We start from the raw sequence: 14813 nt of genomic DNA on the forward strand, positions 1-14813 counted from the left end.
GACTTTACCGATTAACTCAAATCGGATTAGTTGGAAACATTATTGTAAGCAAGGACTTGTACTAAAGTTTTACCTTTACCGATTAACTCAAATCGGATTAGTTGGAAACCTGCTGGGCATTTCCAACAGAGTATGAAAAAACAACCTTTACCGATTAACTCAAATCGGATTAGTTGGAAACTTTTTGAGTTATCTTGCAAATTGCATTTCCATCCTTTACCGATTAACTCAAATCGGATTAGTTGGAAACGATTGTAAGACCAGCTGTAGAATGAGCTTTTAAACTTTACCGATTAACTCAAATCGGATTAGTTGGAAACGCTGAACCCCGTTAGGTTTAATCATGTAACTTCTCTTTACCGATTAACTCAAATCGGATTAGTTAGTAATTATTTCACTCATTTATAAGAAAATGTGGAGACGCTGTACACAACATCTCCACATTTTTATTAAATTGGTTTTTAGTTGATTAATTTGAAAATATCCGCAACTAAAAATTACAGATTTTTATCCACCATAATTAACCAGTAACCACAGCTTTTTTCTGTTGTTTACGCTTACTGAAAGCTAAAACACTGATAGTTCCTAAAGTGAATATTCCAGTTAAAGAAGAAGGTTCTGGAACTGAAACTTTTGGATCTTCTGGATCATGAATTATTGGTGGTTTTTCGGCTACATTTCCTAAAATAGCCATCCATTCATTAGCACATTCTTGGAGTATCCAAGCTACAAAATCTCCAGGAGAAACTAAAGTACGGTTGATGCTAAATCCAAAAGTCTGAGAACCAATAGCACCAAAATGACTAAAATTTAAACCACTCAAGTTTGCAGGTTGAATATTATCCAAGAAATTGCCAGATGCAATTACGTTGTGAGTAGAATCTCCAAAAGGGGCTTGATTTTGTGCTAAATCTCCCATTGTAGGATTTTTGCCACTGTTAATCACAGCATTAGTATATGATGTGTTGGTAGGCCAACCATCATGGGCTGTAGCTACGCTTTTTGTACTAGTAACTTGATAAATTCCCGGTGCAGTTGTGAAGTTAACTCCCAAAAGTCCTTGAGTTGTTTTGATAAAAAAGTCACCCCAACCAATATGACTATATCCTACGGCAACGGGAACAACTGCACCATTTTGGGGTAAGTTGGCATTGATAGCAAACGTAAGTGTATTGTTGTCAATATCATCTCTGTAAGCTAAACCGTAACCTTCAAAAATGCCACCACCAACAGCAGTGGGTCCACCAGGATAGGTGCGGTATGTACTGTCATTAAAGGAATCAATGGCATAATTCCAACCATTGTGTAAAACTGATGCTTGAGCAGCAGTCATCATTCCTAAAGCAACTGCGGTACTTAATGCAGTGATAACAGACAATCGTTTAAGATGGGATAATTTGGACATGAGATTTTTTTCCTCATCATTAAGTGCAATTACTAAATGTAATCACTGAAAACAAGTGTAAAGGGTGGGGAAAAAGGCTCTTTCTTGCGTATGCTATGGAAGGTAATTTTCTAACTGGTGTATCACTTGCTTTAATTCTGCCACCAATACTGACTTGAAGCTATCTGACTGGTAAATTTCCAGAAATGTACTATAAAACCAGAGTGTTCCTTCCTTACCTCCTGAGAATTTCTCCCAGACTGCTTCCCCGTTCACTCTTTTTTCGATGAGAATAGAACGAGCATTATGTACTTTATCTGCTAAAGCAACGCGACGCACGGAAACCGAACCTTGAGAAATTTGTTGCAGATATCTAAGTTTGCGATCGCGCCAGGGTGGTTTTGGTGTAACACTGCTTTCTGTGCAACCATCAACTATGGCTGTGACTTTTTCGCCAAAGTGCTGTAATATCACTTCTCTGGTTTTCATTCCCCCCTGATCTTCTACTGCATCATGTAATAATGCAGCTATGGCTTCATCTTCATTACCACCATCTTCTAATACTAAAGCCGATACACTTAACAAGTGACTAACATAGGGTATTGTTGTTTGTTTACGAACCTGCAAAGAATGTAATTGTGTCGCATAAACAAGAGCTTTTTCAAAGCGTTCAGTTAATCTTATGTGCATTCTTTCTTGTACAATCATGATAGTTGAATTTTCTAGGATAAGATAATAATTGCTGTTACAACAATTCCTGTAGTGAGCGATTTATCGCTTAGTTTAATTTCCAGTTCTAAGATTATCCTCTTGATACATTTTCTCTGTTTCTTTAATATCATCAATGATCTTTTCTCGCAATTTTCCTGGAAACAGAACTTCAATACTTGAATTCCAGGCTTGTATTCTCATGATAATATTATTATCATTAACTCGATAAATAGCTTTGTAATAAGCGTCATCAGGATATTGATTAACTCTTGCCAAAATTCTTTCTTTTTCAGCTTTATCTGTTGCTATTTTCTGAATATAATTCCTTAGCTCTTTTTCAGATTCAATCAATTGAAAAGTTTGGTGCCTAAAAGTATCTTGAATATACTTGTCATTGAAATCTCGTTTAAAACGTAATAACAAAGGTGATGATTCTTCATAAAAATCTAATCCCCAAGCTTGTTCAAAAGCAATTTGTATTTCTTCAGGATTAGGTAATTTACCTTCCTGTTTTGATTTTAATAATTCAGCAGGAATCGAATCATTTTCCCAATCTAACTTACACCATTTTTTAACTCTATCCAATCGGTAATTATACCATTTCATCACATCTTTTGATTTCGGGGTTTGACCATAAGCACACAAGTAAAGGGCGCGTTGATAGTAGAAAATATACACAGGGTAAACAATTAATTTACCTTCTCGCCAATATTTAGCACTATCATAAGTAAATTGCATCACGGGAAAATTATCTGCTTCCCATAAACTCTTTAAATATGCTGCTAAATCTTCTGTGGATTCAATTGAACTCTGAGGAATAACATACTCAACGTGCATGGAAAATCTTTGCGTTCCATTAATAGGATCAGCCAATATTTTTAATGTGGTTGCTAAATCTGGATTCATGAACTCATATAGTTCTGATTGATTTTTATCATTATAATCTGTTGTGAGATTTGGTAAATTTTCAACCTTATAAAATACATTTTCACGCTGGTAATTTTTCTTTTTTTGTAACCATCCTTGTTTTACTAAGGTGTCAAAATCATTTTTTAAAGTTTTAGCTGTCACTGCAAATAATCTACCACCCGGTAAAGGTTCTCGCTTGGATTTACTAGAATTTTTTGAATCATCTTCTTTTTTACTACTAATAATACCCCAAGCTAATAACTCGTCTAGTTTATTGTCTTTTAAAGAGTATTCTTTTTGTAAAGCTTGACACCATTTGTTTTGCTGAAGTGGGTCAGGGTAAAAGCTAAACAGCGAGTCTTTTAAGGTGATACTACAACGACAATGGGGATGATGTAATTCCGGTTGTTCTTCACCTAAATGATGTTTATCTGCATCTATGAAAAATTTGTCTTTCCATTCTATAAATGTAAATCCATCTTCTACGGATAAATCATTTTTATAGGATTCTTCTCCATAAAAAAAGCAAAGAATGATATATAACCGCAGGGATTTAGGCAGATTTTGTTTTAAAGAACCTGCTGTTAAGGATTTTAAAACATCTATGCTGGGAGGATAATTAAATATTGCTGACATACACCCTATCACCTGGTTTTTTGTTGACTCATCTAAGTTAGCAAGTCTGTGGAAAAGGCGTTTTCCATCAATCTCATCATAGGCTATTCTAGGGTTATTAGACATCAAATACTCACATTCTAGATTCCCGACTTGCCCAATAAGTTGGGGATATGCGGTTTTAAGTTTATTTAATTAACTTAATAGTGATATAGCTTTAGCCAGGATAATTAGGACATGATTAGTCTTTGAAACCTAAGAATAACAAGGGTTTTACTCTTGCCTTTTGCTATAGGAAATAGCTTTTTCTAGAGGATGAGATATTGATTTTGTCAGCAAGTTTTCACGGAGTCGGTATTTCAACTTCATCGGAAATAGCTTTTTCTAGAGGATGGGATATTGATTTTGTCAGTCCGATTTCACATTAAAGCTCACAACTCAAAAGAGCTAAAAACACAAAAATTTCATTCATTTAAAAATATCAATCATGAACAAACTAAACATTTCTGGATTAGTTGTAGGTACTGCGTTCGCTGGAATTGCCATAGCTGTTAGTGCTTCTTCTGCCTCAGCAGAAACCTTTGTTCTTAATGGCAACAAAGCATTGAATACAAATGCAAATTTCCGTTTAATTGATGGACATCCACGTGCGTCAATTTGGGATCACATTCTTAATGATCCTGATCAAAACTTTGATCGCAAACCAGGTGCAAGAGGAGGGGAGCTTTTAGTTCATCGTCGTACAGGAAAATGCTTAAATGCCTATCGTCGCTGGAATGGGGCTGAAATCAACGTTTATCCCTGTAATGCTAACGATGCTGATCAGAACTTTAATGTTGAATCTGTGGGAAATGGTGAGGTACAAATTAGACTGTCTGAAATTAGAAATAATGTGAGATTTTGTGTAGATAGTCCCACCCGTAATAATGGTGGTATAACTACTTTGTGGCAATGCGTTGGTAATGCTAATCAACGTTTTAGGATTAATGGTGCAGGTACAGTAAATCCTCCTGTCAACCCTCCCACCAATCAAGGTGGTTCATACTATCGTGATCTTGGTTCTTTATCAAATGATCAGTGGGATCAATATAGTGGTGACAACACAAGATTTGATCCCAATCGTCAATGGGATGGAAACGTTGATGAAAGAGCTAAAACACCTGCGGCAATCAGTCAAATTTACACTGATTTGAGTGCAACTATTTTTGGATCTCGTCGCCCCATGAATTCTGGTTATTTGTATGATCAGAGTTACTTTAGAGGCTTTAAGAAATGGCACAGTGGAGTTGATATTGCTGCGCCAAATGGTACTCAAGTCAGAGCCGTAATTGGTGGTACTCGTTGGCGGATTCAAAATCAGGTTGGTAACTACTTTATGGCTGTTAAAAGCGATGATGGTAAGTTATGGATTTATGGACATCTTGGTACTTTAAATGGCACTAGCGGCAGAATTGAAGCCGGACAAGTAGTTGGGACAATTGGTTCTCAAAATCATCTGCATTTGGAAGTACAGAACAATAAAGACAAGTATGAACAAACTGTGGGCGCTCATCCTAATCAGCAGTTTGTCCGAGATGTAACATTCAGTCCACTTCAAGCATTCTGGCAGGTGAAGAATAGATAATTAACCTATTTTTGTGAATGAGTGATCAATTTAAAAATAATTGGTCGCTCATTTCTTTTTTTGATTGTCATTTAGTTCTGAATTGATTTCAATAATTTTAGTAGAGTCAGGTATGCAAATATCTATTAATCACAAATACAAAAGTCGCATTTTATTTACTGTCCTCACCTGCTTTTTCTTCTTATTTATCAACACAGAAAAAGCCCTATCTGGTGGAGGAGATGGAACAGAGACTACAACGAATGAAAATACTGCTGCACCTGCTGTACAAAGCACGGGAGTAATTACAGATCCTTCTAGTAATTCTGCTGCTGTACAAAGCCCTGCATCAGTCACAGTTACCCCTACCACATTACTACAAACAGGAAATAATAATTATGCAAATGTCAACTCTAATATAGGAGCATTAAATTATCCCAACTGTGGAGGTACTTGCGCTTTTGCTATCATGCGGACTACACCTGTTAATAATACTAATGGTACAAGTAGTAATCAGATTGAAGGAGTAGTTGGTGTAATTCATTCTTTTAGTTCAGCAGATCAAACCAATGCTCAAACTAATCGTCAATTAGTCAATATTCAACAACAAAGAAGTGAAAGTGAAATTACGAGTAATTACATTAAGATAATTGCCGATGCTTGTCAAACTAAAGATGTAATCAGGGCAGAACTCAATGCTAAAGCACTAGCTAGAATTTGGAAGTTAGATTACAAAACCTTACTTCACTCTAATTGTCGTTAGTAGCATTATGTTCAAATTTTATTCAAAGCCTTGTCAATATTATCTCATGTTGTGGTGCGGGCATCTTGCCCGATTTTTTGTATTAATAAAGATAATTAAAATGTCCATAATACAGAAAAAACTTGCCTAGATTAGGTGTTGTATTCTGGAAATTTTAGTTTAAAAAATTAAATTACTTACCAGCGATAAGAAATAGCTTTTTCCAGACAATGAGATATTGATTCTATCAGCAAGTTTGCACAACTAGCAAGTTTTGGATGAGATGTAAAGCTATCAAACTACCAACAGATAAAAAATCTATTTTGGTGTAATTGAAATTTTAGCACTCTCCAAATAACTTCAGCTTTAAGTATTCAAACTATATCTTTTGGATGCAAATTTGACGGCGATTTTTTACTCACAACTTATTTACTTCAAAACCATCATTATGCCAAGTTTAACGTCTGTTATCAAAGCCATTTCCTTGGAAAAACTTCTGCTTGCTGGTAGTTTGACTAGTTTAAGTTTCGCTGCTACTCTGCCCATAGCTGCACCTAGTCAAGCATCTATTTTTTGTCAATGTGTTGGATATGTAAAAAATGTTTTTAGTATTAATCAATCAGTTGGTAATGCCAAAGACATGATTTATTCACTACCGCGTCATGGTTTCAGACGGATTTCTCAACCTCAATTCGGTGCTGTTGTCATTATGCAACCATCTTTCCCTGGTGCTAACACTACTTATGGTCATGTTGGTATCATTAATGGTATTGATGGACAAGGTAGACTGAGTGTAAAAGGTGCTAATCAGGGAAGCAGAAATTTATTTAGGGAAGCTGGTTGTAACAACGTTAATATTACTAACTTCCGTACTTCTGTAAATGGTCGTAGAGATGTTACCTATTGGGTGCGTTAGTTAAGATTTTAGTTTGTTTTTACCCAATATAATCTCATGTTGTTGTGCGGGCTATTCAGCCCGCTTTTTTAATATAAATAAACAAGATATAGCGGTATGCACTTGAGTGAGATACAGTCAGCCAATCGCAAACTCTGTTGGGGCGCAGGATCTGCGCCCTCAATTGTATTGCATCTTAGCGATAATCGCTATAGTTTATGTAAATTAATATAAGTTTTTCATAGAAACACTTATCAAGAAAACGCTTTTTCCAGTGATATATATAATCTAACTATTCCCTAATAACAGAAGCTATGGCTACTTACAAAATTCAGTTAAAAGACGACGTTCTACAGGTTGCATTTGGTAAACCTGCTCAAAATAACCAAATTGTTAAAGGTGCATCTGCACGACTAGAAGAAATGTCTCAGATAGGAGAATTAACTGGCGGACAACTGTTAAAAATTAATGGTGCTGCTTCTATCCCAATTGCTTTTGTTTTAGCCCACAAAGTAGCTCATCTTTATGGTGCCGTCGGATGTTTTGATCCCAAATTAGGCAAGTATGTAATCTGTATTACTCACAATCCAGCCTATCAATTAGGTGATTTAATTGATTAATCTGGGTAATAGGTAATGGGTAAAAAATCAAATCATTAATTACGCATTACTAATTAATACATCCTGTAAATCCTAAAATCCTGGATATCCTGATTCAGACAAAATAGGTAATTGATAATTAGTAAATTACATCCTGTAAACCCTAAAATCCTGGATATCCTGATTTTGACAAAAATAACTAATAACAATGGATATTACAAACAGATTTCTGGATATCAATAATTTCCAATGTGCTTGGGAAAAGGTAGCTGAAAATCGCGGTTGTGCAGGGATAGATGGAGAAACAATTGATAATTTTGCACGTAATCAAACTGTAAATATTTATCAATTGCTCAATGCTGTAGCTAATGGTAGTTATCAACCACTTCCTTGTAAACAGGTAGTTATTCCTAAAAAGAACGGCACTCAAAGAGAATTAAAAATCCCAATTGTTAAAGACAGAATTGTACAACAGGCTTTATTAAATGTGCTGTATCCTGTGTTGGAAGATAAATTTTCTGATGCTAGTTTTGCCTATCGTCCTAATTTATCTTACATCAATGCAGTGGAAAAAATCGCTGATTGGCGAGATATGGGTTATGTTTGGGTTTTGGATGGGGATATAGTCAAGTTTTTTGATAATATCGATCATTCCCGGTTGTTAAAAGCTGTGAGAGTACATATAGAACATCCAGGGATTTTATGTTTAATTAAATCTTGGATTTCTGTGGGAGTATCAACATCAGAAGGTTTGATTTTACCACAAAAAGGTATTCCTCAAGGGGCGGTAATTTCTCCGATTTTGGCTAACATTTATTTGCATGAGTTTGATGAGTTGGTATCTGCTACTGATTTAAAGTTGGTGCGTTATGCTGATGATTTTTTGGTGTTAGCATCTAGTCAAGAACGGATATTTCAAGCTAAGTCAGAAATTATCAGTCTTTTAGATTCTCTGGGGTTAATGTTGAATTTGGAGAAAAGCCGAATTACTAATTTTCAAAGAGGGTTCAGATTTTTAGGTCATGGTTTTTTAGATAATGCAATTTTTCCGGTAGATGCAAATAAGAGTAAGCTAAAATCTGGAATTGAGGAACAGCAGAATAAAAATCAAGGTAAAAGATATCGTAAAAAAAAAGTCCTGAAGCCTCTATTTTGGAGATAAATTCATCTACATCTCCTTCCCATACTCTTACCTCTCCTCATCATACTCTTATCTCTCGTTCCCATGCTCTGCGTGGGAATGAAATCTGGGAGGTTCTACCTCCACAACAAGAGAGTCAGAGACTTTCACAATTCGTTCCCAGTCTGGAGACTGGAAACGAGATTAACAAAATTAGTATGGAGATTGGGAACGGGATTAACGAGAGTATGGCAGATATTGCTACTCTCCATCAACCTTTTATCGCAGAAGTTGAAACAAGTTTACCTCCTGAATATGAGGAGGATAATAGTGTTTTTCAGAAAAATATTTGGCATCGAGAAATGGCAGTTATATATCTGATTGAACAAGGTACTACTATCTATAAAGACTATCAACGGTTTATTATTTATGTGGCAGAAAAGCCGAAGATGGAAGTACCAATTCGGGAAGTACAGCAAATTCTAGTTTTTGGGAATATTCAATTATCAACTCCAGTAATTCAAGCTTGTTTACAGGAAGAAATTCCGGTGGTATTTCTGAGTCAAAGTGGTTTATATCATGGTCATTTATGGAGTGAATCTGCCACTAATTTAGATCATCAATTAGTCCAGGTTGCCAAACGTAATGATTATTATTTCCAATTTCATGTTTGTAAGGCAATTGTTTATGGTAAGTTGACGAATTCTAAACAGCTATTGTTGCGCTTGAACCGGAAACGCAAAATTACAGAAGTGGAAAAGGCGATTTTTGGTATTAGTCAAGATATTGATTATTTGGAATTGGTGGAGAATGTAGATAGTCTTCGGGGTTATGAAGGGGTAGCTGCTGCTAGATATTTTCCGGCTTTTGGTAAGTTGATTACTAATCCTAAGTTTGAGTTTGCTTTGCGTAATCGTCAACCACCTACAGACCCAATTAATTCTTTGTTGAGTTTTGGCTATACTCTGTTATTTAATAATGTCTTGGGTTTCATTATTGCAGAAGGGCTTTCTCCCTATTTGGGTAATTTTCACTATGGGGAAAAACAAAAACCTTATTTAGCTTTTGATTTGATGGAGGAGTTTCGTTCTCCGATTGTTGATAGTTTGATTTTAAAGATTATTAATAATGCTGTGTTCAAGCCTCATGATTTTGATATTGTTGCTAGTACAGGAGGTGTGTATTTAAATCAATCTGCTAGAAGGATTTTTCTCAAGCAATTTGAAGCTCGGATGAATGAGGAAACATCGCACCCAGATTTGCAATCTCCAGTAACTTATCGTCATGTAATTCATTTACAGGTTAGAAGATATAAACAATGTTTATTATCAGGTATTAATTATGAAGCTTTTTTAAGATCAATATAAATGTTAGTGCTTGTTGTGTATGATATTCCTCATGATAAAAGGCGGACTAAGTTATCTAAATTTTTAGAGGGATATGGCCGCCGTGTTCAATTTTCTGTGTTTGAATGTTTCCTTAATTTAGATGAAATGCGAGAACTTCATGAAAAGGTGAAAAAGTTAGTGAAGCCGACGGAAGATAATGTGCGCTTTTATTGGATTTCTGAGGAGGCGGTTTCTAGGGTGTTAGTTATTGGTAGTGAAACACCTCAATCACCGCCAAAGTATTATGTTATCTAGGTTTGAGCGTTTTTGATGGGGATTTTGTATCATCTCATCGACGCACCTCGGCAAATCCTCAAAACCCTATATTTTTCGTTGAGGTGCGTCGATTGCTTACTGAGAGAGGGTTTCAGCTATGTATTTGACTCGATTTTTGCCTGTGTGTATAATCTTTTTTAGAGGTGCGTCGATTTGGCGGCTGAAACCCTTACTGGGTAAAGGCTGCTAGGCGAACAGTTTACCGATTAACTCAAATCGGATTAGTTGGAAACTTTTGGTCAGTGCTATCGTGCCACTGTTTGTCAATATAGACTTGTTTACCGATTAACTCAAATCGGATTAGTTGGAAACGATTAATCTAGGCTGATTTAGCTTGCCTGTGTTGTAGTTTACCGATTAACTCAAATCGGATTAGTTGGAAACGAGGCACTATTGAACCAAAAATCTAAAAATGTATTAGTTTACCGATTAACTCAAATCGGATTAGTTGGAAACCTTTTACCACTTGTAACTGCCATCAATTTTCTCCTTGTTTACCGATTAACTCAAATCGGATTAGTTGGAAACTATTTCTACCCCGTTTACTGTTGCAATTTCTGCCGCGTTTACCGATTAACTCAAATCGGATTAGTTGGAAACTTTCCTATGCCATACATTTCATCATACCGTTGAACACGTTTACCGATTAACTCAAATCGGATTAGTTGGAAACGTTGTGCTGAAAGTGCAAATCTACACCACCTTTCTAAACGTTTACCGATTAACTCAAATCGGATTAGTTGGAAACTTGCTGGTGTCATGCCATTGGCGGTTAATGTATAGCTGTTTACCGATTAACTCAAATCGGATTAGTTGGAAACATTTTGCATTTTCTCTTTTGCCTAGAATTTCTTGTTTACCGATTAACTCAAATCGGATTAGTTGGAAACAGTATCAGTTGCTTTGATTTTTCTACAAACTAGTCTATAGTTTACCGATTAACTCAAATCGGATTAGTTGGAAACATTAGAACTGCCCGGTTCTAAAATTGGTATTAGACCATTTACGTTTACCGATTAACTCAAATCGGATTAGTTGGAAACTAGAACCTGCCGGACCAGCAGGAGTGTTGTCGTTTACCGATTAACTCAAATCGGATTAGTTGGAAACTAGACATTTGAGAATTTTCCTTTAATTTTAGAAAGGTTTACCGATTAACTCAAATCGGATTAGTTGGAAACACCAAGAGGAAACTTGTTGAGGGTTTCCATTTTGGTTTACCGATTAACTCAAATCGGATTAGTTGGAAACCCAACCATTGAAGTTGGGATCAGTGCCAGTTTCGTTTACCGATTAACTCAAATCGGATTAGTTGGAAACGAATCTTCTGATTGTATGTTAAAAACCTGCATACATGGTTTACCGATTAACTCAAATCGGATTAGTTGGAAACAGCTTCTGTGGGAGCTTGGACGCGTCCCATGTTAGCTTTTAGTTTACCGATTAACTCAAATCGGATTAGTTGGAAACCCAGGTAATGATGAGTTCGCATTGACACTTGAAACAGTTTACCGATTAACTCAAATCGGATTAGTTGGAAACATCTCTTCCTCCGTTTATTCCCACTATGTCTTTTTTGTTTACCGATTAACTCAAATCGGATTAGTTGGAAACAATTAGCTAAAGTCTATCCCAAAACAAACTTTCAAAAGTGGTTTACCGATTAACTCAAATCGGATTAGTTGGAAACACTACCTCTTCTCTGATTGTAAATACTTTTTCTCACGTTTACCGATTAACTCAAATCGGATTAGTTGGAAACTCAAAAACAGAGATCGAGTACTTCTTGCCTTGTTTACCGATTAACTCAAATCGGATTAGTTGGAAACTTCAGGATGCTCAGCCACTTTTGGATTCCATTTGCCATTAAATGTGTTTACCGATTAACTCAAATCGGATTAGTTGGAAACTTTACCAACTGGTCGAAAATTTGAGATTTTTGCTGAGTTTACCGATTAACTCAAATCGGATTAGTTGGAAACTCTTGAGCTAGCACTGCTGGGAAATGAAAACCACTTTGTTTACCGATTAACTCAAATCGGATTAGTTGGAAACCAAGACAATGACAAACGAAGCTGTTAGCAATCTATTAAGGTTTACCGATTAACTCAAATCGGATTAGTTGGAAACGTTATCTCCCGTTTCAACACGAACAACGTTTGACTCGTTTACCGATTAACTCAAATCGGATTAGTTGGAAACCTTTCTTGAACTTCTGCCGGAAAAAAAAAGCTTCACAGTGTTTACCGATTAACTCAAATCGGATTAGTTGGAAAGCTATAGGTAGGGGTTTAGCAATGCTAAACCCCTATATCCTCTTTATGTAAAGCCCATCCCAAGCAATCGGAAAATGCCTTTTCCACCTACCTGTTTAATGGGAAATAACAAAACAAAACCCACAAACAAACGGTGAGACAATATGATAAATCCGCGTCGGGTAATGATACTTGCAGACGGTGATAACACCTTCATGACAGCACAAAGCTTTAACCGCAAAATTGGCTGGCACAAATTGCGAGACTATTTAGCAGATCCCAAAGAAGGGAGAGAACTAATAGAAATAGTCATTTATGTAGGATTACCACCTGCCAAAGAAAGATTTGAAGAACAACGCAAAAGCAAAGAAAGATTTATCTATTGGGCAAAAAGTAACGGCTTTTTAGTTGTCACCAGAGAAGGTAAAGCCAAAGGAGATGATTACGAAAATAATATTGATGTTGTCATGGCAATGGATGCCATTGAACTAGCGTTAGAAGTGAAACCAGACATCATTGTTTTAGTCACAGGAGACTCTGATTTTGCATATTTAGCAGAAAAACTCAGAAGAAGAGGGATTAGAGTAGAAGTAGCTTCAGTAGAACAATCATTAGGCAGTGAATTAAAAAACGCCGCTAACAGCATAGTTGATTTAACTGAAGTATTTGATCAATTTGATCAACATGATACTAACCAAAATTATCACCGCATTGGTAACACTAATATTTTTGATTCATGAATATACAATCAAAATAGGAGTTATTCATGAAAACAATCAATGGCAAATTAATCAGTGAAGAAATAAATCAGTTACAAGAACTAATAGAAGTAACTGAACAGGTAACTCAACGTTGCGATAACTTAGAAACTCAAGTCACTGTACTCAATAAACAAGACTATACCCAATACTTCCAACAAGTTAGCGAAAATGTAACCACTATTAATGCCTACCTGCAAAAAAATTACACGGAGATTAGTAATATTAGCTCCTCAGTGCAGAAGGTTAATAGAGAAGTTAGTACCATAAAAGTCTCCCTACAAAAACTGGAGAAAAGAATTAACAGTTTAGAACTAGTAACGTCAAATCAAGCTAAACGATTAATGATTCTCAAATTTATTACAATTATTGGTTTAGTAAGTTTGTGGCTAATGATTGGCGTGAATAATCAAAAAAATCATCGGCGGAATAGTTCTTTCAAACACGCAGAAACTAACATTTTATCGGGAGCATCCCAAATATGTAAGTTTAGTGTCATGCTGAATGAAGCGAAGCGCAATGAAGCATCTCGCAGGATTCTTTCCTTCAGAACGCTACGCGAACGCTTCACTCCGTTCCGCTCAGAATGACAATTTGCAATGTTTTTGCAAAATTGGGATGCTCCCCATTTTATCTGTGTTGCCAAATAAATACCAACATCATCAAATTTCAAATTAGTTCAATTTAGTATTAATTACACAAAAAAGCGAGGTAATTAAATGAGAGCGATAGTTAATGGCAAATTAGTAGATTTACCAGAAGGTACAACCATAGAAGATTTAAGAAAAAGATTACCAGAAATTGGTCAAGATGATGTCATGGAAGAAGGCTTTTCTGGTACTCGTCCTTTGAAAAATAACGAAGCACTCAAAGAAGGCGCAAAAGTTTGGACAGTTCCCAAAATTGTCAAAGGATAGAAATTACAACAGGGAATAGGGAATAGTCTAACTATTCCCCATCACCTAAAACTGTGCATTAATCAGCCGATAAACTGCCGTATTAGTAAATCAAATCAAAATAAATTATGGCAATTCTCATTAATGATGATAAATTTGGTTCTCAACCAAACTTGAGAATGATAGAAGAACTCAAGCTATTAGAAAAAGTCGCCAAAAATATCATTGTTGGTAACAAAACAATTGGCGATATTAAATATACAGCTATCCTGATCAAAGGAATGCCCTTATCTTCTAGAAAATTCAAAGCTTCTAACACAGATATCCTGTTTTTATTACCACAAGATTACCCACGACTTCCCCCCATTGGCTGTTATCTTAACTATCCTTGGAACACCGTAGAAGAGGGAGATCATCACTTCACCAGACAAAGCTATTATGGTGCGCCATTCTTGAGCGAAGAAGGATGGTATTGGTACTGTGTTGGATTAGGTGGAGGATTTAATCATGATGTTTGGTTAAACTCTTGGCGACCTAGTAATAACGTAGAAAAAGGGCATAATCTTGCCACATTATTTGTCACCGCCCGCCACGCTATTAACAGTGAAGATTAATAGTAAGTAGTTTGCTTTGAAAATTGTCGTTATGGCAAGGCAAAAGGT

Annotated in this window: 14 protein-coding genes and 2 CRISPR repeat arrays (1 of these 16 cut by a window edge); of the genes, 11 read left to right on the top strand and 3 right to left on the bottom strand. The window is 36.0% G+C overall.

What is annotated here, in order from left to right; translation table 11 throughout:
* A CRISPR array of direct repeats spans window positions 1-390; the repeat unit is 36 nt; unit sequence CTTTACCGATTAACTCAAATCGGATTAGTTGGAAAC (it extends 286 nt beyond the left edge of the window).
* A 130-nt stretch (window positions 391-520) separates the two neighbouring features.
* From AC012T_RS28380 to AC012T_RS28390, 3 genes are all read right to left on the bottom strand, one after another.
* The gene (locus tag AC012T_RS28380; protein WP_487067505.1) at window positions 521-1405 is read right to left on the bottom strand and encodes an XDD3 family exosortase-dependent surface protein; all 885 of its coding nucleotides are present in this window, start codon (window positions 1403-1405) and stop codon (window positions 521-523) included.
* A gap of 93 nt (window positions 1406-1498) precedes the next feature.
* Window positions 1499-2092 carry an HD domain-containing protein gene (locus AC012T_RS28385; RefSeq protein ID WP_487067507.1) on the bottom strand — a complete coding sequence of 198 codons (594 nt, stop codon included), beginning with the start codon at window positions 2090-2092 and terminating at the stop codon, window positions 1499-1501.
* A gap of 75 nt (window positions 2093-2167) precedes the next feature.
* Window positions 2168-3745 carry a TIGR03985 family CRISPR-associated protein gene (locus AC012T_RS28390; protein ID WP_487067509.1) on the bottom strand — a complete coding sequence of 526 codons (1578 nt, stop codon included), beginning with the start codon at window positions 3743-3745 and terminating at the stop codon, window positions 2168-2170.
* A 361-nt stretch (window positions 3746-4106) separates the two neighbouring features.
* Between AC012T_RS28390 and AC012T_RS28395 the strand changes: the two genes are divergently transcribed.
* From AC012T_RS28395 to AC012T_RS28445, 11 genes are all read left to right on the top strand, one after another.
* Complete coding sequence (locus AC012T_RS28395; protein WP_487067511.1) at window positions 4107-5243, top strand: peptidoglycan DD-metalloendopeptidase family protein; 1137 nt, start codon at window positions 4107-4109, stop codon at window positions 5241-5243.
* A gap of 112 nt (window positions 5244-5355) precedes the next feature.
* Complete coding sequence (locus tag AC012T_RS28400; RefSeq protein ID WP_487067513.1) at window positions 5356-5985, top strand: hypothetical protein; 630 nt, start codon at window positions 5356-5358, stop codon at window positions 5983-5985.
* A gap of 427 nt (window positions 5986-6412) precedes the next feature.
* Complete coding sequence (locus tag AC012T_RS28405; RefSeq protein WP_487067515.1) at window positions 6413-6880, top strand: CHAP domain-containing protein; 468 nt, start codon at window positions 6413-6415, stop codon at window positions 6878-6880.
* Between the two features lie 293 nt (window positions 6881-7173).
* Complete coding sequence (locus AC012T_RS28410) at window positions 7174-7479, top strand: CRISPR-associated protein Csx3 (protein ID WP_487067517.1); 306 nt, start codon at window positions 7174-7176, stop codon at window positions 7477-7479.
* A 187-nt stretch (window positions 7480-7666) separates the two neighbouring features.
* Entirely contained in the window at window positions 7667-8620 is a 954-nt protein-coding gene (locus AC012T_RS28415; protein WP_487067519.1) for a reverse transcriptase domain-containing protein, read from the top strand.
* Between the two features lie 206 nt (window positions 8621-8826).
* Complete coding sequence (gene cas1, locus AC012T_RS28420; RefSeq protein ID WP_487067521.1) at window positions 8827-9945, top strand: CRISPR-associated endonuclease Cas1; 1119 nt, start codon at window positions 8827-8829, stop codon at window positions 9943-9945.
* Window positions 9946-10221 carry a CRISPR-associated endonuclease Cas2 gene (gene cas2, locus AC012T_RS28425; RefSeq protein WP_487067523.1) on the top strand — a complete coding sequence of 92 codons (276 nt, stop codon included), beginning with the start codon at window positions 9946-9948 and terminating at the stop codon, window positions 10219-10221.
* 218 nt (window positions 10222-10439) lie between these two features.
* Window positions 10440-12519: a CRISPR direct-repeat array (repeat unit 36 nt; unit sequence GTTTACCGATTAACTCAAATCGGATTAGTTGGAAAC).
* 142 nt (window positions 12520-12661) lie between these two features.
* Window positions 12662-13237, top strand: a complete 576-nt coding sequence (locus AC012T_RS28430) for a LabA-like NYN domain-containing protein (RefSeq protein ID WP_487067525.1) — start codon at window positions 12662-12664, stop codon at window positions 13235-13237.
* A gap of 26 nt (window positions 13238-13263) precedes the next feature.
* The gene (locus AC012T_RS28435; RefSeq protein WP_487067527.1) at window positions 13264-13845 is read left to right on the top strand and encodes a hypothetical protein; all 582 of its coding nucleotides are present in this window, start codon (window positions 13264-13266) and stop codon (window positions 13843-13845) included.
* A 129-nt stretch (window positions 13846-13974) separates the two neighbouring features.
* Complete coding sequence (locus AC012T_RS28440; protein WP_487067529.1) at window positions 13975-14172, top strand: hypothetical protein; 198 nt, start codon at window positions 13975-13977, stop codon at window positions 14170-14172.
* A gap of 107 nt (window positions 14173-14279) precedes the next feature.
* Entirely contained in the window at window positions 14280-14765 is a 486-nt protein-coding gene (locus AC012T_RS28445; protein WP_487067531.1) for a hypothetical protein, read from the top strand.
* The last annotated feature ends 48 nt before the right edge of the window (window positions 14766-14813 follow it).

This window comes from Anabaena sp. EIM26 (assembly GCF_057568715.1).

Coding starts and splice junctions, on each gene's coding strand:
- AC012T_RS28390 (WP_487067509.1), bottom strand. CDS start 3,745: ATGTCTAATAACCCTAGAATAGCCTATGATGAGATTGATGGAAAACGC.
- AC012T_RS28415 (WP_487067519.1), top strand. CDS start 7,667: ATGGATATTACAAACAGATTTCTGGATATCAATAATTTCCAATGTGCT.
- AC012T_RS28430 (WP_487067525.1), top strand. CDS start 12,662: ATGATAAATCCGCGTCGGGTAATGATACTTGCAGACGGTGATAACACC.
- AC012T_RS28405 (WP_487067515.1), top strand. CDS start 6,413: ATGCCAAGTTTAACGTCTGTTATCAAAGCCATTTCCTTGGAAAAACTT.
- AC012T_RS28385 (WP_487067507.1), bottom strand. CDS start 2,092: ATGATTGTACAAGAAAGAATGCACATAAGATTAACTGAACGCTTTGAA.
- AC012T_RS28440 (WP_487067529.1), top strand. CDS start 13,975: ATGAGAGCGATAGTTAATGGCAAATTAGTAGATTTACCAGAAGGTACA.
- AC012T_RS28435 (WP_487067527.1), top strand. CDS start 13,264: ATGAAAACAATCAATGGCAAATTAATCAGTGAAGAAATAAATCAGTTA.
- AC012T_RS28445 (WP_487067531.1), top strand. CDS start 14,280: ATGGCAATTCTCATTAATGATGATAAATTTGGTTCTCAACCAAACTTG.
- AC012T_RS28400 (WP_487067513.1), top strand. CDS start 5,356: ATGCAAATATCTATTAATCACAAATACAAAAGTCGCATTTTATTTACT.
- cas2 (WP_487067523.1), top strand. CDS start 9,946: ATGTTAGTGCTTGTTGTGTATGATATTCCTCATGATAAAAGGCGGACT.
- AC012T_RS28395 (WP_487067511.1), top strand. CDS start 4,107: ATGAACAAACTAAACATTTCTGGATTAGTTGTAGGTACTGCGTTCGCT.
- AC012T_RS28410 (WP_487067517.1), top strand. CDS start 7,174: ATGGCTACTTACAAAATTCAGTTAAAAGACGACGTTCTACAGGTTGCA.
- AC012T_RS28380 (WP_487067505.1), bottom strand. CDS start 1,405: ATGTCCAAATTATCCCATCTTAAACGATTGTCTGTTATCACTGCATTA.
- cas1 (WP_487067521.1), top strand. CDS start 8,827: ATGGCAGATATTGCTACTCTCCATCAACCTTTTATCGCAGAAGTTGAA.